At 43.9% G+C, this 23,291-nt stretch carries 19 protein-coding genes and 3 tRNA genes; 9 read left to right on the top strand and 13 right to left on the bottom strand.

Going from position 1 to position 23,291, the window contains the following annotated elements; all coding sequences use genetic code 11:
• Positions 1–24 precede the first annotated feature (24 nt).
• Positions 25–363 carry a P-II family nitrogen regulator gene (locus AC5JPY_RS07115; RefSeq protein ID WP_201556743.1) on the top strand — a complete coding sequence of 113 codons (339 nt, stop codon included), beginning with the start codon at positions 25–27 and terminating at the stop codon, positions 361–363.
• Positions 364–469: 106 nt separating this feature from the next.
• Positions 470–1,732 (top strand): ammonium transporter, encoded by a 1,263-nt coding sequence (locus AC5JPY_RS07120; RefSeq protein WP_319051986.1) that lies wholly within the window; start codon positions 470–472, stop codon positions 1,730–1,732.
• Positions 1,733–1,965: 233 nt separating this feature from the next.
• Here the strand turns inward: AC5JPY_RS07120 and AC5JPY_RS07125 are convergent, their stop codons facing one another.
• From AC5JPY_RS07125 to AC5JPY_RS07135, 3 genes are all read right to left on the bottom strand, one after another.
• Positions 1,966–2,349 (bottom strand): DUF2147 domain-containing protein, encoded by a 384-nt coding sequence (locus AC5JPY_RS07125; RefSeq protein WP_319051985.1) that lies wholly within the window; start codon positions 2,347–2,349, stop codon positions 1,966–1,968.
• A 272-nt stretch (positions 2,350–2,621) separates the two neighbouring features.
• The gene (locus AC5JPY_RS07130; RefSeq protein ID WP_443526739.1) at positions 2,622–2,885 is read right to left on the bottom strand and encodes a hypothetical protein; all 264 of its coding nucleotides are present in this window, start codon (positions 2,883–2,885) and stop codon (positions 2,622–2,624) included.
• 71 nt (positions 2,886–2,956) lie between these two features.
• Entirely contained in the window at positions 2,957–3,778 is an 822-nt protein-coding gene (locus AC5JPY_RS07135; RefSeq protein WP_443526740.1) for a DNA/RNA non-specific endonuclease, read from the bottom strand.
• A gap of 204 nt (positions 3,779–3,982) precedes the next feature.
• Here AC5JPY_RS07135 and AC5JPY_RS07140 point away from each other — a divergent pair.
• A tRNA-Ser gene (locus AC5JPY_RS07140) sits at positions 3,983–4,073 on the top strand.
• 856 nt (positions 4,074–4,929) lie between these two features.
• On the opposite strand, the gene AC5JPY_RS07145 is transcribed toward AC5JPY_RS07140, so the two are convergent.
• The 3 genes from AC5JPY_RS07145 to AC5JPY_RS07155 all read right to left on the bottom strand — a co-directional run bounded on the left by AC5JPY_RS07145 (position 4,930) and on the right by AC5JPY_RS07155 (position 8,596).
• Positions 4,930–6,000 carry a hypothetical protein gene (locus tag AC5JPY_RS07145; RefSeq protein ID WP_443526742.1) on the bottom strand — a complete coding sequence of 357 codons (1,071 nt, stop codon included), beginning with the start codon at positions 5,998–6,000 and terminating at the stop codon, positions 4,930–4,932.
• 81 nt (positions 6,001–6,081) lie between these two features.
• Positions 6,082–7,620 carry a YHYH protein gene (locus AC5JPY_RS07150; protein WP_443526743.1) on the bottom strand — a complete coding sequence of 513 codons (1,539 nt, stop codon included), beginning with the start codon at positions 7,618–7,620 and terminating at the stop codon, positions 6,082–6,084.
• Positions 7,621–8,293: 673 nt separating this feature from the next.
• Positions 8,294–8,596, bottom strand: coding sequence for a hypothetical protein (locus AC5JPY_RS07155; protein WP_443526744.1), 303 nt, complete (start codon positions 8,594–8,596; stop codon positions 8,294–8,296).
• A gap of 372 nt (positions 8,597–8,968) precedes the next feature.
• Between AC5JPY_RS07155 and AC5JPY_RS07160 the strand changes: the two genes are divergently transcribed.
• Positions 8,969–9,751 carry a YdcF family protein gene (locus AC5JPY_RS07160; RefSeq protein ID WP_443526745.1) on the top strand — a complete coding sequence of 261 codons (783 nt, stop codon included), beginning with the start codon at positions 8,969–8,971 and terminating at the stop codon, positions 9,749–9,751.
• Between the two features lie 88 nt (positions 9,752–9,839).
• On the opposite strand, the gene AC5JPY_RS07165 is transcribed toward AC5JPY_RS07160, so the two are convergent.
• From AC5JPY_RS07165 to rsmH, 7 genes are all read right to left on the bottom strand, one after another.
• A complete protein-coding gene (locus tag AC5JPY_RS07165) occupies positions 9,840–10,784 on the bottom strand; it encodes a putative RNA methyltransferase (RefSeq protein WP_443526822.1) in 945 nt (314 codons plus the stop codon).
• A gap of 139 nt (positions 10,785–10,923) precedes the next feature.
• Positions 10,924–12,042, bottom strand: coding sequence for a phospho-N-acetylmuramoyl-pentapeptide-transferase (gene mraY / locus AC5JPY_RS07170; protein WP_443526747.1), 1,119 nt, complete (start codon positions 12,040–12,042; stop codon positions 10,924–10,926).
• A 3-nt stretch (positions 12,043–12,045) separates the two neighbouring features.
• The gene (locus AC5JPY_RS07175) at positions 12,046–13,497 is read right to left on the bottom strand and encodes a UDP-N-acetylmuramoyl-tripeptide--D-alanyl-D-alanine ligase (RefSeq protein ID WP_443526749.1); all 1,452 of its coding nucleotides are present in this window, start codon (positions 13,495–13,497) and stop codon (positions 12,046–12,048) included.
• Between the two features lie 82 nt (positions 13,498–13,579).
• A complete protein-coding gene (locus AC5JPY_RS07180; RefSeq protein ID WP_443526751.1) occupies positions 13,580–15,361 on the bottom strand; it encodes a Mur ligase family protein in 1,782 nt (593 codons plus the stop codon).
• A 68-nt stretch (positions 15,362–15,429) separates the two neighbouring features.
• Positions 15,430–17,511 (bottom strand): peptidoglycan D,D-transpeptidase FtsI family protein, encoded by a 2,082-nt coding sequence (locus AC5JPY_RS07185; RefSeq protein ID WP_493852318.1) that lies wholly within the window; start codon positions 17,509–17,511, stop codon positions 15,430–15,432.
• Positions 17,508–17,987, bottom strand: a complete 480-nt coding sequence (gene ftsL / locus AC5JPY_RS07190) for a cell division protein FtsL (RefSeq protein WP_493852319.1) — start codon at positions 17,985–17,987, stop codon at positions 17,508–17,510. The genes AC5JPY_RS07185 and ftsL overlap by 4 nt, the downstream gene beginning before the upstream one ends.
• 421 nt (positions 17,988–18,408) lie before the next feature.
• A complete protein-coding gene (gene rsmH, locus AC5JPY_RS07195) occupies positions 18,409–19,461 on the bottom strand; it encodes a 16S rRNA (cytosine(1402)-N(4))-methyltransferase RsmH (protein WP_493852730.1) in 1,053 nt (350 codons plus the stop codon).
• A gap of 367 nt (positions 19,462–19,828) precedes the next feature.
• On the opposite strand from rsmH, the gene gltX reads away from it, so the two are divergent.
• The 5 genes from gltX (at position 19,829) to AC5JPY_RS07220 (ending at position 23,258) form a co-directional block, all read left to right on the top strand.
• Complete coding sequence (gene gltX, locus AC5JPY_RS07200; protein WP_443526754.1) at positions 19,829–21,352, top strand: glutamate--tRNA ligase; 1,524 nt, start codon at positions 19,829–19,831, stop codon at positions 21,350–21,352.
• 173 nt (positions 21,353–21,525) lie between these two features.
• Complete coding sequence (locus AC5JPY_RS07205) at positions 21,526–21,891, top strand: hypothetical protein (RefSeq protein WP_443526755.1); 366 nt, start codon at positions 21,526–21,528, stop codon at positions 21,889–21,891.
• A gap of 122 nt (positions 21,892–22,013) precedes the next feature.
• Positions 22,014–22,089 (top strand) — tRNA-Ala (locus AC5JPY_RS07210).
• Positions 22,090–22,237: 148 nt separating this feature from the next.
• A tRNA-Glu gene (locus AC5JPY_RS07215) sits at positions 22,238–22,313 on the top strand.
• A 291-nt stretch (positions 22,314–22,604) separates the two neighbouring features.
• Positions 22,605–23,258 carry a LysE family translocator gene (locus AC5JPY_RS07220; RefSeq protein ID WP_443526756.1) on the top strand — a complete coding sequence of 218 codons (654 nt, stop codon included), beginning with the start codon at positions 22,605–22,607 and terminating at the stop codon, positions 23,256–23,258.
• The last annotated feature ends 33 nt before the right edge of the window (positions 23,259–23,291 follow it).

The raw sequence follows: 23,291 nt of genomic DNA on the forward strand, positions 1-23,291 counted from the left end.
ATCACACAAATAAGGAATTTTTTTATGAAGCTAATCACTGCGATCTTAAAACCGTTTAAGCTCGATGATGTGCGTGAAGCGCTTTCTGACATCGGTGTCAAAGGTGTTACTGTCACTGAAGTCAAAGGTTTCGGTCGTCAAAAAGGTCACACAGAGCTCTATCGCGGCGCAGAATACGTGGTGGACTTTTTACCTAAGGTAAAAGTTGAAGTTGCTGTGATCGACGAGATGGTCGACCCTGCTATCGAAGCCATCACTCGCATCGCTAGTACTGGCAAGATTGGTGACGGCAAAATCTTTGTTACTGCACTTGAGCAAGTCATTCGTATCCGTACAGGTGAAACCGGACCGGATGCTATCTAGATTTGAGGCCATATCTATAAAAGGAGATTTGTAGATATAGGTTCTTACAGCATTTTTATCTATCGGTCATACCGATATCTATATTGTAAATTCAAGGGGAATGTAAATGGAAAGTCAAATCTTTGAGCTCCAGTATGCGCTCGATACGTTTTACTTTTTGATCTGTGGGGCGTTGGTCATGTGGATGGCCGCTGGCTTCACTATGTTAGAGGCCGGACTGGTCCGATCAAAAAATACGGTCGAAATCTTAACTAAGAATGTCGCGTTATTTGCAACGGCCAGCATTATGTACATGGTATGTGGTTACGCTATTATGTATGGTGGCGATCTGTTCTTAAGCGGAATTGCAGGCGGTGACACTTTAGTAGAAGATGCGTTGGCAGCCTCTGCCGAAAATGGCTTTGGTGGCGACTCCGTTTACTCTGCAGCCTCAGACTTTTTCTTCCAAGTAGTGTTTGTAGCGACCTGTATGTCAATCGTTTCAGGTGCCGTTGCTGAGCGTATGAAATTATGGGCTTTCTTATTGTTTGCAGTCGTCATGACTGGCGTTATCTATCCATTAGAAGGTAGCTGGACTTGGGGTGGCAACGATGTCTTTGGTTTATTCAACCTAGGTGACATGGGCTTCTCTGATTTTGCAGGCTCTGGTATCGTTCATATGGCAGGTGCTGCTGCTGCCCTAGCTGGCGTACTACTATTGGGCTCACGTAAAGGTAAATACGGTCCTAATGGTGAGATACGTGCCATTCCTGGTGCCAATCTACCACTTGCTGCACTTGGTACATTGATCTTATGGATGGGTTGGTTCGGCTTCAACGGCGGCTCAGTACTTAAACTTGGTGATATCGCCAGTGCCAATGCTGTTGCCATGGTATTCTTAAACACTAATGCTGCTGCTGCTGGCGGTGCTGTTGGTGCCTTAATCCTAGCCCGCATCATCTTTGGTAAAGCGGATCTAACCATGCTCCTAAACGGTGCATTAGCAGGTCTAGTGGCCATTACTGCAGAGCCTTCAACCCCTTCTGCACTACAAGCCACTATCTTTGGTGTCATCGCTGGTATCATCGTCGTGTTATCAATCTTAGCTTTAGACAAAATCAAAATTGATGACCCAGTAGGTGCAATCTCAGTTCACGGTGTTGTTGGTTTATTTGGTTTGCTCATTGTACCAATCACTAACCCAGCATCTACCTTTATCGGTCAGATTGTAGGCGCCGCGACTATCTTTGCTTGGGTATTCATTGCTAGCTTAGTAGTCTGGGCAATCATCAAAGCAGTTATCGGTCTACGTATCTCTGAAGAAGACGAGTACGAAGGTGCTGACATCGCTGAATGTGGTATGGAAGCTTACCCAGAGTTTATCAGATAAGATCACTCTCATAAGCTAGACATAAGTCTTAAATGCGCTGATACTGCTTACTGTAGTATCAGCGTTTATTATTTTAATCGATAAGAAACTTCCTCTATTAAACCTTCAATATAGAACTTACTTATTGAACCTAGAAAACAAATCTAGAATATAGAAAAATCCCGCAACACCTTTCGGTAATGCGGGATTTTTTTTATTAAGTTAAGGCTTGATGATTGGTTCTTAATGCTGGCTTATTTCTTTTTCCATTCTTGGCTACGAGAGAATGGACCAATATAACCTCTTAGCTTCAATGTGTTGCCGCTTAAGTTTGCAGTCATACGATAGTCCTTACCTTTTTCAGGGTCAGTGATCGTACCACCGCTATATTTACCACCACCGTCAGACTTCAGACCTTTGATAATAGTCGTACCAACGTGCTTCTTACCTTTGGCTGAATTAGTAGCAACAAGCGTACCTGTCAATACACCGTTTGACTCAGTGATTTTTACAGTACCTTTTGGCTTGCCCTCATCATATGTTTGCCAAGTCGTATTGGCAAGTGGATCAGCGGCAAAAGCCATGCTAGCGATACCAATACCAGCAACTGCTAAAGTGGTTTTTGTAAATAATTTCATAGATTGACTCCCTTCATACAATGATTGCTCGAAACGTTATGTTTCCGATGTCCTATGCTTATCCTTTGCTAGAATCTTTTATTATGAGCTTTGGGATATCTATCTAAGCACTTACACCTTAGGTAGGTATTACCGCAATTGCTCATAAGGTTTTGTTCAAAGACCTGAGCGACATAAGCGATGTCTTGATTCATTATAAGCAATTTTTTAAGTTTGCCTAGTAATTTTTTTATACTTTATTATTTCTGGAAAAATAAAACTATATCAAAGACTTACAGGAAAGGGTTGTCGATATCTTTGCCCAACTGGTCATCAATTTCTTTTGACTTACTGTCATTATTACTATAAAGGCTATTGACCTGAAATGCGTCAATAATCTTACTAGTTAGCTCATGTAACTGCTGGGCTTGCTCATATCCTGACGCATCTAAAGTCAGATCGATATCACCATAAATAACAATCTTGTCTTCTTGATTTTCAATAACTAGCTCGCCTATCTGCATGCTTTGGTGGTTGTTTGCGAATGGCTCAATCATGTATTCATCCTCACTATTAGTATGCTTTGGCGCAATTCTAATCTTTTATGCGTCGATATTTATAAAGCCTTTTACGCTTTTAGCTGTGCAATTAACCATTCTAGAATAGCCCATACAAATAACATCCAGTCAGGCTCTTCGTCTGTAGTATCAGGTGTATCTGAGCGCTCCCCTGCCTTTAATGGTAAATCAAACGCTTGTGTTTTTGTTTGGATGTCTAACATTGGTAAGACATCGATACCCGTTTCAGCGGTTAACTCATCAACACTAATAACATCGATACGTTCTGATTCATCATTGGGTGCGTAGTACACCCCGGCTTGATTGGTTGCTGGAATATATACCGCTTTAAAAAAATGGCTAGGAACCAGTACGCGGTTCGCAAGTTGCTTGGTTTTGCTATTAGTGAATGCTACACCTGTGATGGTATAGACCTCACCGTATTGCTGCGTTAAATATCGAGTAGCCGATTCAATATTACGCCAGATATAACGATTGTTGCGCGGTGACTGCGGCGCGATATTGGCCAGACTGAAACTATCATATTGCTGACTACGCGTTGCCATGTCGGCATTGGGTGCGAGATGTCCGCGATCATAACCTGAACCTGAATAGTCAGATAATGACGCGCGTGCTGACTCCGGGAGCTTACTTTCTTCGTGAAAGCTGTCTTCACGGTCGATTTGTTTTGCTTGTTGTAGGCGTGTCCGATCTAGATACTCTGCTGACCATAGGGGTGTGCGTGATACACCAGAGTACATGACAGCAAAACCATCCATACATAGTGCTTGTGTCTGATTACTCAGTTTGGTATTGGTAAATTCAGGATAAATACCACCATAAAAAGATTGGCTACACTGGCTGAAGTCATCAGCATATGCCTGAGTAGACATACCTATCGTAACAGTCACTATCGCCGTCAGCACGCTATGTTTAAATCCACTTTTGGACTTACTGAAACTTATCATTCAACTCTCAACCATTTATACTTGCTATTACATACTTGCTATCCTAGCAGGCGGCCACCAATAAAGAAAGATAGTGCGCAAGTCGTGACATTTTAAATGGTATCCGCTATACTTAGGCGTTCAAAAAACGGTGAAGTGGGTGAGTGGCTGAAACCGCACGCCTGGAAAGTGTGTATACGTTCATAGCGTATCGAGGGTTCGAATCCCTCCTTCACCGCCAATCTTATCTATTTTGATAAAAGCCCCAGTTTTTCTGTTTTGTCTTACTCTATCCTAAATAAAATTCAAACACTTCAATAGTAAGACTGTCAGTCTATACTTGTCATCTAATGCTGCCTGAATCGTTATTATCTATCAAAAAAACCAACAATAAAGTATATTGCTGGCTCATACCATTCATCTATCGCTGCTAATATCCAAACCTACAGCTACTTACTGCCTATACATCTCTTCATTGCTTCTTTTTCACTGTCACTTAGATTCGTGTATAACTTGTTCAGACCCAAATTGATGCGACATTCGCGTCTGATTTTTCGTATTTTAGCAGATACGACTGGTTTTGGAGTCGCGTCTACTGCTTCTGCAAAGGCAATACTCGGTACCATTGCATTGGCTGAGTAGCCTATTGCACTGAAAAAGATGGCAAATAGTATGAATAAGGTTTGTTTCATTGGCGCTCTCAGTCGATTTTTGAGATGATTATTTAGGACAATTAGTGGATATTTGGCATCATTTTTTTGGTTGGAAAGCATTACTTTGAATAACTAGCGCACGTAGACGATGTTAATAATACTGCCCTTTATCATAGCTAGTCCCTATGTTAAGTAGCTTGATGAAAGTTTAAGAAAGGTAACGATTTTTGAGTTCAACCAGCGCTTACAGACATACAAGTACGCGGTAGTGACAAACGAGGAAGGATATCGATAGATAGCTTTTTATTTATAAATATATACTGAGAATAAAGATACGGCTTACAAATAAAACGTAACCGCTATACCACTGCCGCTCCAAGATAGATCTAAGATAGCTATTTTGGAGCGGCATTTATGATGGTCTTTTAAGTATTTGTACAGCGCTTATAACGCATCTACGGTATAGCGTACGATAACTTCATTATCGAGTACGACATTGGTTGACCAAATGAATTGGGCATCTGCTTTTTCATTATCAAAAATATCTATGAAATTGGTATAAGCTTGTTTATTATCTACCCCAATGGTTTGGTTACTATAAGTAGTAGCGTTCGGCCAACTAGAGTCATCAAAGTCTGCTTGTTGCCAGTTGGTAGGCAATTCCCAATGCAGGCCATAATCTGCCGAACCGTCTTGTACATTAGCTGTGGTAACACAATTACTAGATAGGCGCTCGCTACCTGACTCACTAACACAGGATAAGTCTCTAATCGGCGCGGTATAAAAGGTCTGTGCTTTCCAGTTTTCATCAGTCTTAGCGATGATGCTATTGTCTTTATCTTTGATCACAGCGACTAGACCGCCGTCTCCTGCATGAAACTCTGAGCCTTGATTACTCTCTGAACCAATACCTAAGTTTTCTTCCCAATCCACCAAATGCATAGCAACGGTAAATGGTGCTTTTGCTTTGAAACGCACTATATTTGAATTGAACTGAGTAAATGGCACATTGTCACGTCCAACTGCCACACCATTTACATACATCTCAAAATAATTATCTGCAAAGACGTAAGCGGTATACACTTCACCATCTGCATCTATTTCAATGATGTCTGAACCATCAAGTTGAGCTAAAGCTTCACTGGCAGTGCGATAGTCGTTGCCCGTACAAGGGTTGTTTAAGTCAGACGCCACTGGGAAATCTGTATTGAGCAAATTGGTCGCTGCTGGTACTGTCCATGTTTTACCGTCAGATGACTGGATACTACCAATGTTGGTTTGACGACCACGGTCACATTCATAAGCATTTGTCACGTCAGTCTGGGCAACACCTTGGGTTAAGCTCGCGCTGCCAGTATAGCTGCTGGCATCTGCACTACTATTTACTGATGCTGTCGTTTGCTCATTGGCATTGGCATCGGTAGCCGCTGAGTCTATCTGGGTTTGGCTACACGCTGCCAGCAATACAGCAGATACTGTCGTGGTTAGCAAAGCAGGTATTAAAATAGGTTTCATTAGGATTCCTTAGCATTATATAAGATGGTTTTTGAACTCAGCTTATTATCTCTATAATTGATAATTATCATTAGATACGTATTATTTTTTCTGTGTGTTACCAGTGCGTTTATAAGTCTGTACGGTCGTACCCTCTGGATCAATAAATTCAAAAGTATAAATATCTTTGGTCGCTTCAGTAGCGCCCCAACCATAGTTAAGCTTATGCTCTTGACCGTCATGGGTATACGTTAGACTGTATTGAGTCGGACTTATAATCTTATAATCTGTGATCTCAGCTCCGCGCAAAGGCGTCAGCGCTGGGCGAACGCCATGAGTATGTGCTTGCGGTGAAATTTCATTTTCTGGCGCTTTTGTATCTGGGTTTATAGTGACCTTACCGCGCAAACCTGCAATTAAATACGGAAACTCTGAGGTAGCATGATATTCATAGCTGCCGTCTTCGTTAAATTTGCCTAAATACTCATCAAGCTCATCATCCGTTTCACCATAGACAGGAAAGCCGTCTAGTGCATAAGCAATAGGCTTACCTGCGCCAACTTGTGACTGTAGGTGGGTTGGTGCAAGATGATAGTGGTAATCATCAGCGCGTCCAGAATGCCCGCCCCAATTGTCTAATTCTCCGAATGCTTTGGCGTCCTCACCCCGATTGTTTAATGGGTTGAATATAGGAATGCCATTAGCTGCAATCGCGATGGCGCCTTTCATAAAATTGTCTTTGGCCATTAAAGGCTCATCGGCAAGCTCAGGCTGTAAGGGAATGACCCAACTGTTCTCATCGGTATAATCTTGGTCGATAGGTACTTGCTGTTGCCAACTGGTGATACCTATCATCATTTCGTGGCTTGGAATACCATTTGATTCGATATACAGATATTTATCATCATGATGAGTACTGACGTTATCGAATGAGCCAAATACTGACGCCATAAAATCAATATCATTGGCTGGTACTGGCAAGTGAGCGATCGCCTCTTTGGTCTTTTCACCGATATTTTGGACCGTCTCAGTACTGCTACAAGCAACCAGTAAAGCAGCTGAACCCAATACACCAAAAACTGAATAAGCTACTTTTGAGGTTCGGTTTTTTTTGTGGCGTATGTTCAAAACATAAAGACAAACCAAACCACTCGCTAAGATCAAGCCGCCCAAGAGGTAGAAGAATAAAACAGAGCGCGTGTCACTGTTATCCGTTATAACAGAACTTTCCGCATCAGCTTTGTTTAGGGCAGTCCCATTATCATTGGCAATAACAGTAGTATCGTTTGGATTTTGGATAGCCGTTAATTGATTACTACTTACTAGATTTTCAATCACTGCTAGCTGATTGATCGCTTGAATATGAGCGTTTTTTTCCAGAATATAGGTTTGATCATTGGCTGAAAAATCCGCCAAAATAAAAGAGAGTAGCTGATGGCGACTATCGGTCAGATAAACCGTACTGTCTTCTAATTTGATAAAGTCAGCGGCGACACTAGGCTGGCCTGTGATCTGCCACTCTTTGGCAGGCATGGTATGTTCATTAAGGTCATGGGCATAGGCAGAGGTCAGTGATGAAACTTGTATGGCAGTGACAATAGCAAGCAAGCTGAAAGCTTTAGCCGTTTTTGTGAGGTTCATAAAGCACTCTTGTAGGATATAAGACCTGAAAGGCAATGGTAGTGAAACAGGGAAAACTATCAGTTACCTGTTTATACGTCGTAATTGTTGATATTTATTCAAAAATAAACCTCTTATATTGATTAGATAATATCAACTTTTACTTTATAGAAACTTTAAGAAACGTTAAGTCTTGCTGAGTTTTTCTTCATGAAAGATACTTATATTCTAAGGCTTAGCGCCAAATATTATTTTAAAACACCTAATAGTGAGACTTACCAGCTATATTTATGAAAACTCAAGCAAGATATTGGGCAATATATAAAACACATCATCATATTTGCACTTACCGTAAAAAGGGCAAAAAAACCACCAAAATAATGCGTTATCTAGAAGATACTGAGCGTGGCATTGATGTAAAACAGTAGCTGTTCTCTCACATATTTTCTGACCACCAGTCCGTCAAATGGCTCAAAGCTATGTATCGACACTATATCTCCATGCATCAATACCATATTTCAGTACTCTCAATGATTATCACCTTTTGCTGAACTGTCCGTATAGGTTCATAGTCTAACGTTGAGGTATGATCATAAGCATTAAATAAGCCACTATCTTGAACAACGCTTAATTCGTCCTTACAAAAAAATGACGCCTACTTGAGGCGTCATTTTTAGATAATCAGATATTACTTTTAAGAGCGGTGTCTGTAATCATTTTTACTTTGTTTATCATTTTTATACTTGCTCTGATATTTGTCTTGGTGCTTTTCTTGTGCTTTATGTTTGGCAGCCATTATTTTTGCTTTTTGCTGTGATACCTTTGCCTTGTTTTTGACAACCTTGTGTTTGCTATCTGCTTTTGTTTTAGCATCATGTTTTTGATGCTGTACTTGGGCGGCATGAGACTTTGAGTAATCAGGTGCCGCGTTGGCTTGACCAACCATAGACAAACAAGCGGTAGCGGCTAAAATTGAACTTACTATTATCTTTTTCATTTTATTTTCCCAGTTTCATTCATATTGATGAATAATAATTAAAGATACCTTATGACGTATCAAATAAGATATTGCGATGTCGCATCGCTCTATCGACAAAGAAAATGATAACTGATTCTAGTATTAAGTAGATTTATGAAACATGAAGAAAGGTTGCGATTGTTGCCGTTGTTTGGCACATTCAGACACTAAACTGTAGACAGCCACAAAGTTGTGCTACTAGTGTAAGTAAATAGATGGGCAGACCTAAAAGTATATATATGATGCTTTTGATTACTGTAGAGGCGGATGTAGCATTCAATGTTTAATGTTTAATATTTGACACTTATATAGACAGCGCGACTGATCTATAAGTGCTGACTGGAAAAACTTATGTTTGGGTTATTACGTATTGTATTGATAGCACTTGGACTCATACTTATCATCGACTGTATCGCACTGATAGCCATTGACAAGGTTAATTTTGGCACGGTACTGCCTTTTCTGATAGGTGTAGTTTTTTTGGGTCATGGGCTGGGTGCGCCTATGATTGCTAGAGTGCTTGTCAAACATCCTGTACTGCGTCGTATCTGGTATGGGTTATGGTTAATATTTGGGTTATGGCTCATGAGCTTTTTGGTATTTGTTTACTCATTGCAGCAGCAGATTGCTCGTGGCAAACAAACGCTACCGCCCGTGGCCGCTATTATCGTGCTTGGTTCTGGTACCGTTGCGGGCAAACCCAGCGCCACCCTCGCCAGTCGTCTGGATACGGCAGCAACGCTGATTGAGCAGCAACCACAAGCATTGATCATTACCAGTGGCGGTATCGGTCTGGGGCAGCCGCGCAGTGAGGCAAACATTATGGCAACTTACTTGCAGGACACGCACGACATTTCGCTAGATCGTATTTATCAAGAAGGCAAAAGCACCAGCACTGAGGAAAATTTGGCGTACAGTCAGGATATTCTTGCGCAGCATAGTATCAATAAAAACATGCCCATTGCGATTGTCACCAGTGATTTTCATACCATTCGTGCCGTAGCAATTGCAAAGCATCAAGACTACCAGCAGCCTATGGCCCTCGCCAGCCCAACACCGCTATCTATTCGCTACAATGCCTGGTTTAGAGAGTATTTTGCCTTTGGTAGTGGCTGGTTGCTAAAAGAATACTAATACTTGGAGTATCAAAGACATCATTGCAGTGCACTGCACTGCAATGCACTACACTGCAGTGTATAACACCATGCTATTTTGAGAAGTGCTACGCTATCCTTTGTAAAACATAAACCACAAACTTTGCCTCTGTATTGAATGACGATTTTTCTACTGCTGACAATAATGCTTGTCGCTTCTCACTACGCGCCCGGTACGCATAAGGCGTCATCGTCATTAAATCGGCTAAGTCCTCTGCGGATAGACTCATGTCGGTACTGACACGCTGAGTCTCAACCAACGTAAAATATGGCGCCAATTCCTGTAGAAACTTATCAGAGTCATGCTCACGCACACTATCGAATAAGGCTTCACGTAGCGTCGCCAAATGCCCAACATCTGGTTTGGCAATAATCAGATAGCCATTATCAGCCAACACCTTAGCGAACGCTTCGGGCAAAATGGGGCTAAATATACTACTGATACCGGTAATGCTATGAGGGCGTAGTGGTAGATGCGCCGCACTGGTCACTAGTGGATAGACGGCTGTTGGCTTAGTAACACTATCCTCATTCTGTTGATACCAGAGATGACCTATCGCTTTGCTCACTTTAGCCAGCTCAACCAATGCAGGCTTACTGATATCAGCGGCTATTAACGTGTCTATGAGCGACGAGCCCATTTGTGCCATTGCCTGCGTATAATAACCTTCACCGCAACCGATATCGAGCCAATGAACAGAGTTGGTATTATGCTCATCTGTGGACTCAATTTTTGACAACAGCACTTCCATTTTTTGGCTGATCAGATCCTGCAGCGGTGCATAATACCCTTGGTTCAAAAACCGTTTACGCGCATTGATAGACGCTTGACTGTCGCCAGGTGCTTTGGACTTTTTCTGTTGCACAGGCAGCAGATTGACGTAGCCTTGACGGGCAACGTCAAAGGGGTGCGAGGTGTTTTTGGGATGCAAACTACCATCACAGCGCCACGTATCTGCGGCTGGCTGTAGTGGTGACTGGCAAAGTGGACAAATAAATAAGGACACAGATATCTCAAAGTCATAGCAATATGACTCGCATTTTAACAAATTTCGTGTGCCTTGAACGATAAAAAGCCACCTCAATATTGTTTGAAATGGCTTTTAGGAGGCTGGTATAAGTGTACTTACAATACGGTTTGAGGCTGACGTTTTAACGCAGCTTCAATGTCATCAGTCCAAGAATAACAAGTATGATAGCGATAATCCAAAACCTGGCTACTACTTGTGTTTCTTTCCAGCCAATCTCTTCGAAATGATGATGCAGCGGTGCCATACGGAAAACGCGCTTTTTGCGCAGTTTATAAGAACCCACTTGTAGCATCACTGATAGCGCCTCAGCAACAAACAAACCACCCATAATAGCAAAGGCAATCTCTTGTCTCGTCATCACCGCAATCGTACCTAGCATCGCACCGAGTGCCAGTGCACCGACATCTCCCATAAATACCTGCGCTGGGTGAGCATTGAACCATAAGAAACCAAGTCCTGCCCCAACCATCGCGCCACAAACAATGAGAACTTCAGAGTTATAGGCAATATAAGGCACATGCAAGTAATCTGCAAAGCGCACATCACCCGATACATAAGCCATTGCGCCCAAACCTGCAGCAACCAAAACGACTGGCAAAATCGCCAAACCATCTAAACCGTCCGTGAGATTGACCGCATTGGAGGCGCCATTGATCACAAAGTAAGTAAAGATAATAAAACCAATACCAAAGGGCACTGCTGAAAATGGAATCATCCAGTCTTTGAATACGGGCAATAACAGGTCCTGCATCTCACGAGTGGTGTTGATGTCTGGCTGTAGTGTGGCGATATAGTACAACGAGACACCGACGAACAATGCGCCCATCGACAACCAAAAATATTTCTTTCGTGCGATCAGACCTTTGGGGTCTTTATATTTAATTTTGAGCCAATCATCTGCCCAGCCTACCGCGCCAAAAATAACCATAACAACGAGCAAAATCCAAACGTAAGGATTATTTAGGCGTGCCCATAGCAGCGTCGATATGCCAATAGCACTCAGAATGAGTACCCCGCCCATGGTAGGCGTACCTGTCTTGGCCAAATGCGATTGAGGCCCATCGTTCCGAATAGCCTGGCCGTATTTGAGCGAACGCAAATGTCGAATGACACGTCCGCCAAAAACCATGCTAAACATAAGCGCGGTGACGACCGCGAGCAGTGCTCTTAGCGTCAACGAAGAAACCGCAGAAAACGGCGTATAATACTGACCAAGCCAGCCAAACAACCAAACTAACACCGCCTACTCCTCTACTAATGCATGTATAAGTGTTTCCATTTTCATGGAGCGCGAGCCTTTGAACAACACAGTGCAAGGCTTAGCTTGTTGCGCTTGTAAATACGGCTGTAAATATTCTAATAAACTGTCTTTGTCTGCAAATGCATGCGCATTGATATCAGAAATCTCTTGCGCGCCGGCAACAGTATAGGCGGCATACTCACCTACACACAGCAATACATCAATACCTGTGGTCGCGATAGTACGGCCCAAGCTTTGATGCTCACTAACTGCCGCATCCCCAAGCTCACCGATATCCCCTAACACCATCACTTGCGTGCCCGTTTGTGCAGCCAGCACTTTAGCAGCGGCACGTACCGAGTGAGGATTAGCATTATACGTATCATCAATAAGGCGATGCATACCCAGTATCTGACTGTTCAGGCGACCTTTTGCTGGACGCGCATTTTCTAGACCCACAACGATATCATTGACCTCAATATCTAGCGCGTATGCACAGGCGGCAGCGGCCAAAGCATTATTGACATTATGCTCGCCTGCTAATGGCAAATTGATATCATGAATTTGATTACCGATATGTAGCTTAAACTCACTACGCTCAGGTTCTACATCCAGATGACTTGCACTGACATCGGTATTACCGAACCCAATCACATGTGAAGTGTGCTTTTCAGCAATACGGCGCAACTGATTGGTAAAATCATCCTTATCAGGCACTATCGCATACTGCGCGTCCGTCAAAGTGTGATAAATCTCTGCTTTGGTTTGGCAAATCCCTTCACGGCTACCAAACTCGCCTAAATGGGCAGTACCGATATTTAGGATACAGGCCACGTCAGGGCGGACGATCTCAGTCGTATAAGCGATCTCACCAATATGATTGGCACCCAATTCTAAAATAGCATAGCGATGATGATCTGATAGCTCAAGCAGCATCATTGGCACGCCCAAATCATTATTGAGGTTGCCACGAGTAATCAATGTCGGCGCCAATCTACCAAAAATGCTACCCAGCATCTCTTTGCAGGTTGTTTTGCCACTCGAGCCTGTAATAGCAATCACGGTCAGGTCTGTGTGCTGCTGACGTCGATAGCTGGCCAATTGACCTAAAGCCAAACGGGTGTCACTTACCACCAACTGCGGGATAGTATTTGCATCGGATGATGCGGTAGGACGAGACACGATAGCAGCAATTGCACCTTTTGATGCTGCCATATCAATATAATCATGACCATCAAAATTCTCACCACTTAACGCCAAAAAGATATCACCTGGTTTTATCGTGCGAGTGTCGGTAGCGATACGCTTACTGGCTAGAGCGACTTCTCCTGCATTTGTATGGTCTTGTGGCAGTTGCCAATGACCATCGAGCGACGCTGTCGCAGCAAGCATATTATCCATTTGCCAGACATAAAGCCCTTGCGACTGGATGGTGTTATCGGTGTCGGCTGTCATAGTGGTTACCTTATATGATGACTACTTAATTTTTGTATTTAATGATCACTCTTGACTATTTTATGCAGCGAGAGTCTATCGGCTATACACGGCCCGCTTGTTCTAATACCTGTTGCAAAATAACACTGTCATCAAAGTCATAACGAACATTGTTGATTTCTTGGTAAGTTTCATGGCCTTTGCCTGCAATGACGACGATGTCATCTGGACCCGCCTGACTGACGGCATACACAATTGCTTGTTGGCGCGCAGGCTCTATGTGAGTGTGTTGATATTGCTCAGCACTCATTCCAGCTTGCATGTCTTGCAAAATAGCAGTGGGGTCTTCGGTACGTGGATTGTCCGCAGTTAGGACAACTTTATCAGCACCTGCTAGACCTGCTTGTGCCATCAGCGGACGCTTACCTGCATCACGGTCGCCGCCGCAACCAAATACTGCCCACAATTGGCCCTTACAGTGGGTCTTCAAACTCGCTAACACCTGACTGAGTGCATCTGGTGTATGCGCATAATCAACGATAAAACAGCCATCATTAGATGGCACACGCTGCATACGCCCGACAGCGCCTTGTAACTGTGTCACTGCCTCTGCAATGCGATGAATACTTATATCTGAATGGGCAGCATTTAACTGAACATCATTTAACTGAGTTCTATTTGACTGATTTTTATTTGACTGGGTATTCAGCGCCGTAGTAGCGGCTATCGCGGCGAGTAAATTGGCTACATTAAAACGGCCCAATAATGGACTAACAATATCTATAGTCGTGGCTTGCTCATCACCAAAATCTGTACGTAAGCTAATCTTGACCCCTTGCAGACTCGGCGTGATATCAGCCGCGACAAAGGTAGCGGATGCCAACGGGTCTAAACTGTAGGTCCATACCGTTAATTTACTAGCGCGTGCAGTCTCTAGCATCACCTGAGCATGCTCGTCATCAATATTGATAATGGCATGAGTTAGATCTGGAAAATGTGCCGTATCAAACAGCCTGGCTTTGGCGGCAGCATATTCTGCCATATCGGCATGATAGTCTAAGTGATCACGGCTAAGATTGGTATAAATTGCCACAGAAACAGGCATACCTTGCAAGCGCTGCTGATCTAAACCATGAGAGCTGGCTTCTAGTGCCAGTATTTCAGCACTCTCTGCACCCATTTGATACAAAAACTGCTGTACAGCCAAGGCGTCTCCTGTGGTATGACTCGCCTGCACTAACGCGCCAAGCCTACCATTACCTGCGGTACCCATCACCGCGCTACTCATACCTGTCAATTGTGTAAGCTGCGCTACCAATTGACTGATAGTGGTCTTGCCATTAGTACCTGTCACCGCCACTACTTTGGGTAATGTCACTGGCTGCTGATATTGTAGATACGCTTGGATTAAACTACCCAAAAAATCACGGATGTTAGGAACGTATAAGACTGGGCATGGGAGTGCTGCTAATTGCTGTGACGCATCGCTTTTGCTATCTACCGCCAACGCATTACTGGTATCTACAGAGCCACTCATTTCGCTCATTAAGGTGATAGGATCAATTTCTGATAGCACAAAAGCCGCTTTTGAGGCGGCCTGCAACAGATAATCGCGGCTTTTTTGAATGTTCGGCGTGTGGCTGTTTAAAAGGATAAATACGTCATTATCAGACAGTTGGCGACTGTCTAATTGAAACTGCCGAAAGGCGATATCAGCGATAGGATGAACCTGAGCTGAGATTGCCTGATTTGCCGCCTTTTGAGCCGATGTTGCCATCATTTCTGTCAATTGCTGCGTCAGTCTGCTATCGCTAGTATCGATAAGCTGTTGCAAAGTAACAGAGATAACAGGGGCGCCATTTGGCGATAAGGTAGGCAAGGTCATGAGCGATTCCTAAACAGTTAATACAAATCAGCGCTTAGAAGCGCTGACTACTTAAAATAATTCAACGCCTACTGTGGTTCTGTTTTGAGCGGCTTATCCAAAGGCACATTGTACAATCGTAACGCCTCTTTCATAACGTTATGAAATACAGGGGCAACGGTGAGGCCAGCATAGATTTGACCACGCGGATCTTCAATAAGCATCACGCCTACAAGCTTTGGATTAGAGGCTGGTGCCATACCAGCAAACACATTGCGATACTGATCAGTATAATAGCCGCCTTCTGGATTGATGCGGCGCGAGGTACCTGTCTTACCTGCCACACGATAGCCATCAATAGCAGCGGCTTTGGCGGTACCGCCTGGCTCAGTCACACTCTCGAGCATTTGGACGATCGACATCGCTTGTTCGCGCGCCATAATACGTTTGCTGGGCTGCGGCTTGTCATTTTTGATTAAGGTCAATGGGTGCATTACTCCGCCTGCCGCTAGTGCTGAATAAGCTTGAGCCACCTGTGCTAGCGTTACTTGTAGACCGTAACCGTAACTGACCGTCGCACGCCGTGAGGTTTCTTTTTCTTTTGGTGTCACAATGAGACCACTGCCTTCACCTGGGAACTGTAAAGGGGTTTTTGTCCCAAAGCCAAACTGTTTTTGCATGTTGGTAATGGCTTCAGGCGGTAGCGAGAGCGCAATCTTGGTAGAGGCGACGTTACTGGATTTTTGTAGCAGCGTTGCCATGTTGATCATACCAAGATTATTATGATCTCGAATGGTATAGCCGCGCACACGAATTGAGCCAGGGTTGGTATCAATCAAGGTAGTCGGTGTATATTTACCTGAGTCCAATGCAGCAGCAACGGTAAATGGTTTCATAACTGAACCTGGTTCAAACACATCTAACAGCGCGCGGTTACGTTGGTTTTCGCCCGTCATCTCATTGAGATTATTTGAGTTAAATGACGGCCATGTCGATAGTGCCAGTACCTCGCCCGTTTGCACATCGACGATCATACCTGTTGACCAGCGTGCTTTTTGCAAGCGTCCTGCTTTTTCCAGCTCTTTGTAGAGCAAATACTGCAAACGCGAATCAATCGTCAGGGCCACATCTTTACCTGGTATCTCAGGCTCGATTTGCTTGATCTCTTTTAGACTGTTTTGTTTGGCATCTTTCAAGACCAGCACTTTACCGTCATCACCTGCCAGCTCTTTTTCATGCTGACGCTCAATACCAGCACGGCCCTCATAACCGCCCTCGGGATCATTGGCATTCTGTCCCATAAATCCTAGTAGCTGCGCATTAGATTGCGGCTGCGGGTAATAACGCTGAAAGAAGTTTTTCTCGTGGACACCAGGGAAGTCAAGGGAGCTGACGCTTTGAGCAATCTCAGGCGTTACTTTGTTGAGCAGCGGTAGATAATGCGAGCCTGCACCAGATGGCAGTGCCGCTTTGACAGCATCCTTGTCAGTCACATCGAGACTGTCATCGATTGCGGTGACTTTTTTTAGCTCATCGACTGAAATATTAGCAGCCGTTGCTAGCGTGGTCAGATCCATATTATCCAAGCGTTTTTGCATACGCGCCTGTAGTTGTGGACTACTAGGGTTGGTCAAAATAATACGCTTAAGCTCGTAATACTCACTGGCGTAATCGTGCGGACTAAATGATACGGTCGCAAGCGGCGCACTGACTGCAAGCGGTAAGTTATTGCGATCTGTAATCATGCCTCGATAAGATTTTTGTGTGCGCTCACTGGTGATGAGCTCATTGCCTTTGTCTTGATAAAACTGCGCATTAGCCACTTGGATATAATAGGCACGGCCAATCAATAACACTAATATTACCAGCGCCAAACCCCAAACAGTACGAAAACGGTTTTTGTCTTGCTCAAAACCGCCACGAGAAGAAGCGCCAGAGGCCTTACCTAAGAACCCTCGTTTGCTCTTTGAGTTTTTCCCAGCGTTATAAGCGCCTTTAGTATCACTCTTTTTTATACGGCCAAATAACTTTGCCTTACGATTGCCTGCCGCCTTATCGCCCGCTTGCCCAGATTTGGCAGTGCTAGCACGGCGCAACGGCTTTGTTACCTTGCCGCTGGCTGGTTTTTTACCAGTGCTTTTTGCTGTAGGTTTGGGTTTTTTCTCACTCATTGTCCTGCCTCCATTGCTGGCTCTTCAGGAGAGATATCGGTGGAAGCACGTGGACCAGTAGCGTCAGTCAACTCTTCGTCTGAGTCATCAGAAACTACTGGCACCAACGCTGTCGCGACGCCAGGCTGGATAATAAGCTTGTCTTTTAGGGTTGGGGAGTACATGCCCAGTTCAGCAACGGCACGGCTGGCAATCTGAGGTGTGGCGCTGAAGGTTTGCTGCTCAATCAATAGCCGCTGGTGCTCTACTTGTAACTTACGCTCTTGTTTTTTCATGTCTTGCAAGGTTTTATAATCCTGATGATATTGCTGAACTTCTTCGGCAGTTTTGATACCACTCCAGACGATTGCGGCTGCCAGTAGCAGCAGTACGACCACATAAATGCTTACCACATTGAATCGGCGCACGAACAGCTCGCCAATATCGGTGTTGGAGGGTATAGCGCGGCGATTTGCAGGTTTGTCAGATATTGCCATGACGATCTCAAAAAAGTGAACGTAAACGATAAAGTAAATAGTGAGTTGCAAACAACGAACTTAACATTGCCCAGCAGTACCATCAATAAAAATAAAACCAAAGATAACCATCGTATGACCGTAGCAGCCTGACTATAAAAGCCTATTACCTTACAAGTCTCCGACTATCAATGTATCCTGCTAAAGCCAGATCTACTGCTGTGCTAGATTAAATGAATGGACACTTAATTTTAACTTAGAAGATGATCGATCCATGAGCCCATAAGCCTCATAGATCGTGAAACAGATAAAAATTATTTGCCGAGCCTAACAGACAATATTTACAGCTTTTTAACAGTGGCGTAGCGATTAAGACATTTGCACATCATTGAGATAGATAATAGTAACCATACGCGACCTGCTTAGTGCTTTCATCCAAGATTTATGATGCGTCCATTTGCTCATAAGCTGTGTTAGTACGCGTTGCCAGTCGCAACCAGGCGCTGCGCGCGCGCGGATTTTGACTGGTTTCAGCTTTGCTAGGGCCAACGCGTTTTGGCTTGCTAAAATAACGCGGGCGATTCGGCGGCATCGGCAGGCTTTCGTCTTCTGGATATTGGCCTTTACTATGGCGCTGCAAAAACTGCTTGATACGGCGATCTTCTAATGAATGAAAGCTAATGACTGCAAGCTGTCCACCTGACTTTAAGATAGGAATGCTTTGCGCTAAAAAATTGTCAACATCATCCAGCTCATTGTTAATAAAAATACGCATCGCCTGAAAGCTTTGCGTCGCTGGATGCTTACCGCGCTGCCAGTTAGGATGCGCAACCTTAATCACTTCTGCCAGCTCAAGCGTAGAGTCATAGCTTTCCATCTGTTTGATAGCGCGGGCAATACGGCGACTGTGACGCTCTTCACCAAACTCATAGAGCACATTGGCCAACGTCTCATCATCGACTGTTTCAAGCCACTCGGCAACGGACTGTCCACGGCTGGTGTCCATACGCATGTCCACTGCCCCATCACGCATAAAGCTAAAGCCGCGACTACCATCGTCGATCTGCGGTGATGAAATGCCCAAATCCGCCATCAAGCCATCAACTTGACTAATGCCCATAGCAGCTAGACTGTCAGTCAAGGTCGCAAAGCTGTCATGAACCACACGCACACGGCTGTCTTTACTTGCCAACTCTTGCGCTACGCTAATGGCCGTTGGGTCTTTGTCAAAGACAATCAGTGTGGCATCATCAGCAAGTTGACTTAATAGTAACCTACTATGACCGCCACGACCGAAGGTCGCATCGACGTAAATCCCACTTATATCTAAGCTATCTTGGTTATTTGGGCTATTTTGGTCGCTTGCTTTTTGCTTAGGTAATGCTTTTACGCCCAGCACTGCAGCGACAGCCTCTTGTAATAGCACCGCATCATGGACAAAACTTAATTCATCAGACGTGATATCGCCCTCATGACGGGCGTGAGTAATATCCATATCGACATTTTGCGTAGACGCATCACTTGTCAATGATGGGCTGGGCGCTGACTCAGAGAGATCAGTGGCAATAGAAGAACTGGCTTTCGATTTTGGCTTAGACTTTGATAGGGACACAAACAACTCAATAGATGACGACCATACTGGCCAGTAATTGGATGAAAATAAACAAGTTATGACTTGCCTAGCATTATTATCGCAAGGATACACGGCGAGTCAAGCACTAGAAGGGCTTTTCATTAAAAATATCACATGTCTCTGTTATACTAGCGCTATATTTTACGCTATTTCTTCACATCGACTTCATATCTTTCATCGCTATTTATACTAATAGCTTATATCGATAGCAAATTTTGAGACTTTTACCATGCAAACCTCTACTGACAGCACACGCCCTGTGCGCACGCGTATCGCCCCTTCACCTACTGGCTTCCCACACGTAGGTACTGCTTATATTGCGCTATTCAACCTAGCATTTGCCAAAGCGCATGGCGGCGAATTCATCTTACGTATCGAAGATACTGACCAGACGCGCTCGACTGAGCAATCAGAACAAATGATTTTGGACGCCTTACGCTGGGTCGGACTAGATTGGGCGGAAGGTCCAGATATTGGTGGCCCGCATGCCCCTTATCGTCAGAGCGAGCGCAGCGATATCTACAAAAAACACGCCGAGATACTCATAGAAAAAGACCATGCGTTCCGCTGTTTTTGTACTAGCGAAGAGTTAGATGCCATGCGTGCTGAGCAAATGGCCAACGGCGAGACCCCTCGTTATGATGGTCGCTGTGCTCATCTTGCACCGGAAAAAACTGAGCAATTGGTAAGCGAGGGCAAGCCGCATGTGATTCGTATGCGTGTACCGACTGAAGGCATCTGTCACGTAAATGACATGCTGCGCGGTACCGTTGAGATTCCTTGGACCCAAGTCGACATGCAAGTGCTACTAAAAACAGATGGCATGCCAACGTATCATCTAGCCAACGTCGTCGATGACCATCTGATGGAAATCACCCACGTCATGCGCGGTGAAGAGTGGCTGAACTCTGCGCCTAAACATCAGCTGCTTTATGAGTATTTTGGTTGGGAGATGCCAACCCTTTGTCATATGCCGCTACTGCGTAACCCAGATAAGTCAAAGCTCTCTAAGCGTAAAAACCCAACGTCGATCACCTACTATCGTGATGCAGGCGTACTGCCTGAAGCATTGTTAAACTATCTTGGGCGTATGGGCTACTCAATGCCTAATGATGCCGAGCAATTTACCTTGGATGAGATGATCGCAAGCTTCGATATTCAGCGTGTGTCGCTTGGCGGCCCTATATTCGACATCGAAAAGCTCAACTGGGTCAATAGCGAATGGCTACGTGCGCTCACCCCTGAAGAGCTAAAGAACAAAATTCTTGAATGGGCCAGCAATAGTGACAAGCTCACCGCAATCGCAGCGGCGATTCAACCACGTATCGAGCTATTGTCTGATGCGGTAAACTGGGGAGGTTTTTACTTCCAAAACTTACCTGATATTAATGCTGAGAGCTTCACTCATAAGACGCTTGCACCTGAGCAAATTATCGAGATGCTGCAATTGGCGCTTTGGCAGCTTGAGACCCTACCAACGTGGTCGGAAGAAAACATCTATGCCACGTTAAAAGGCCTTGCTGCTCACCTTGATATCAAGATGCGCGACTTTATGGCGCCGTTCTTTATCGCTATCGCTGGTAGCACGTCATCGACGCCCGTTATGAACTCCATGGCGATTATCGGTGCTGATATGACATTGACTCGCTTGCGTCATGCGGTTGATGTACTAGGTGGTTTGGGTAAAAAGAAACTTAAAAAGCTTGAAAAACAAGCGGCAGAATTACCAGATTTCTTAGCCTCTGCTGAATAGTTCAGTTGCTGCATAGTTTATCGGCTAAACAGCCTAAATAGTTTCAGCCAATTAGCCAAACTTGTTGAATGTAAAAGGGTCAGGCCATCTCTGACCCTTGTTTCGTTGTTGATAAGCACTACTACTCTCAGAATATAAAAATCTCTTACTCAATATTTTAATTGGAAATAGACATGGCTGCCAAAACCGTCACCATAGAAAGCAAAGATTATGTATTTAACACCCTAAAAGAAGCACAGAAATATTATGATGCCATCGTAAAAGAGCTTTTTGACGCAAATTTGACTCTGACCAAGGGCCAAGACTTCGAAGATTTAAAATGGATATATAGCACTTACTGTGGTTACACCAAGCATAATCTAGATAAATTGAGCGAATATGACATCATTGGCGTCAAAGGTATAAGAACAATCAGAGAAAAAGGCGGTCAATATGTGCCAACTGAATGCTGTGCGATTATTTTTTCTGATGGCAGCGAAGCAGAGTTTTATACCGATAAAGCCATCAAAGAGATCGCACTTAAGCAAAATCTACGTTAATTTGGCTTTGTTAAGCTTTTAGAGTAGGCTAAATCACTTTTTTTTGCATATTTATGAATTATTTTTAAAATAGTGGTTGACAGGACAGCCGGTCTTGCATAAAATACGCACACTCTTAGCGAGGGGCTATAGCTCAGTTGGTAGAGCACTTGCATGGCATGCAAGGGGTCAACGGTTCGACTCCGTTTAGCTCCACCATACTTATTTATACCAACGCTCAGTATTACTGAAACGTAATCATAAATACTCGCTAGTAGGACGATATCAGCACCTGGGCAATGCTTATTTAATAAGCTATCTGATATTGTGAAGTACCGTTGTAACCACTGGTTATAACACTCTATGCGTCCCCATCGTCTAGAGGCCTAGGACACCGCCCTTTCACGGCGGTAACGGGGGTTCGAATCCCCCTGGGGACGCCACTATTCGGCGTCACTTATTAGCACTTTTGCTTAGCATCAGGTTAGACTAATAAGCGAACAATAAAAAACCCAGTCATCATACGGTGACTGGTTTTTTTTATGTCTGTCATTTCTCAAAACCCTCTATTCTGTTGTCGTTAGCTTATTATTAATAGCTGCTAGCTTACTGTTGATAGCGCTATTGCCAAACTATCTAATACTCGTTAATATCGATCTGATAAGCATATTTACAAAGCGTACCTATCTACTATAAATGATGGGGCTTAGCGTGATTGAAGGGAAGTGATTGCTATGTTTGGTATTGAGGACTATTTAGGGTTTATCTTGGCAGCTATTTTGTTAAACCTAACGCCAGGTACGGATAGCATGTACATCATCACCCGTAGTGTTTCACAAGGGCAAACAGCAGGGTTTTATTCTGTTCTGGGCATCACCTCGGGTATTTTGGTCCATACCCTCTTGGCATCTTTAGGATTGTCCGTATTGATCGCCAGTTCACCTGTGGCCTTTATGATCGTCAAATATATCGGTGCGGCTTACTTATGCTACTTAGGTCTAAAAATGCTACTGAGCAAAAATTCAAATTCAATAGCGAATAGTTTATCTAAAGACGAACGCACTATTGATAAACAGAATGTAGACAGCTGGCAAATCTATAAGCAAGGCGTGTTGACCAATGTATTTAATCCAAAGGTCGCCTTATTTTTCCTCGCGTTTTTCCCTCAATTTATCGATGCCAGTTATGCTTATGGCATGTTGTCATTTCTAATGCTAGGGCTGACCTTTGCTACCAGTGGGTTTATATGGTGCTTATGTTTGGCACTATTAGCAGCTCGGTTTAGTATACGCTTGCGAGAAAACCCTTCTATTGAAACAATACTCAACAGAATTAGTGGTGTGGTGTTTGTGGGCTTGGGGATTAAGTTATTGACTGAAGAAGCATAGAGAAAAGTGTATTAATAAAAAAACATCTTCAAT

It is taken from the genome of Psychrobacter sp. H27, assembly GCF_059072655.1.

Coding starts and splice junctions, on each gene's coding strand:
- AC5JPY_RS07115 (WP_201556743.1), top strand. CDS start 25: ATGAAGCTAATCACTGCGATCTTAAAACCGTTTAAGCTCGATGATGTG.
- AC5JPY_RS07120 (WP_319051986.1), top strand. CDS start 470: ATGGAAAGTCAAATCTTTGAGCTCCAGTATGCGCTCGATACGTTTTAC.
- AC5JPY_RS07125 (WP_319051985.1), bottom strand. CDS start 2,349: ATGAAATTATTTACAAAAACCACTTTAGCAGTTGCTGGTATTGGTATC.
- AC5JPY_RS07130 (WP_443526739.1), bottom strand. CDS start 2,885: ATGATTGAGCCATTCGCAAACAACCACCAAAGCATGCAGATAGGCGAG.
- AC5JPY_RS07135 (WP_443526740.1), bottom strand. CDS start 3,778: ATGTCTACTCAGGCATATGCTGATGACTTCAGCCAGTGTAGCCAATCT.
- AC5JPY_RS07145 (WP_443526742.1), bottom strand. CDS start 6,000: ATGAAACCTATTTTAATACCTGCTTTGCTAACCACGACAGTATCTGCT.
- AC5JPY_RS07150 (WP_443526743.1), bottom strand. CDS start 7,620: ATGAACCTCACAAAAACGGCTAAAGCTTTCAGCTTGCTTGCTATTGTC.
- AC5JPY_RS07155 (WP_443526744.1), bottom strand. CDS start 8,596: ATGAAAAAGATAATAGTAAGTTCAATTTTAGCCGCTACCGCTTGTTTG.
- AC5JPY_RS07160 (WP_443526745.1), top strand. CDS start 8,969: ATGTTTGGGTTATTACGTATTGTATTGATAGCACTTGGACTCATACTT.
- AC5JPY_RS07175 (WP_443526749.1), bottom strand. CDS start 13,497: ATGACAGCCGACACCGATAACACCATCCAGTCGCAAGGGCTTTATGTC.
- AC5JPY_RS07180 (WP_443526751.1), bottom strand. CDS start 15,361: ATGACCTTGCCTACCTTATCGCCAAATGGCGCCCCTGTTATCTCTGTT.
- AC5JPY_RS07185 (WP_493852318.1), bottom strand. CDS start 17,511: ATGAGTGAGAAAAAACCCAAACCTACAGCAAAAAGCACTGGTAAAAAA.
- ftsL (WP_493852319.1), bottom strand. CDS start 17,987: ATGGCAATATCTGACAAACCTGCAAATCGCCGCGCTATACCCTCCAAC.
- rsmH (WP_493852730.1), bottom strand. CDS start 19,461: ATGGATATTACTCACGCCCGTCATGAGGGCGATATCACGTCTGATGAA.
- gltX (WP_443526754.1), top strand. CDS start 19,829: ATGCAAACCTCTACTGACAGCACACGCCCTGTGCGCACGCGTATCGCC.
- AC5JPY_RS07205 (WP_443526755.1), top strand. CDS start 21,526: ATGGCTGCCAAAACCGTCACCATAGAAAGCAAAGATTATGTATTTAAC.
- AC5JPY_RS07220 (WP_443526756.1), top strand. CDS start 22,605: ATGTTTGGTATTGAGGACTATTTAGGGTTTATCTTGGCAGCTATTTTG.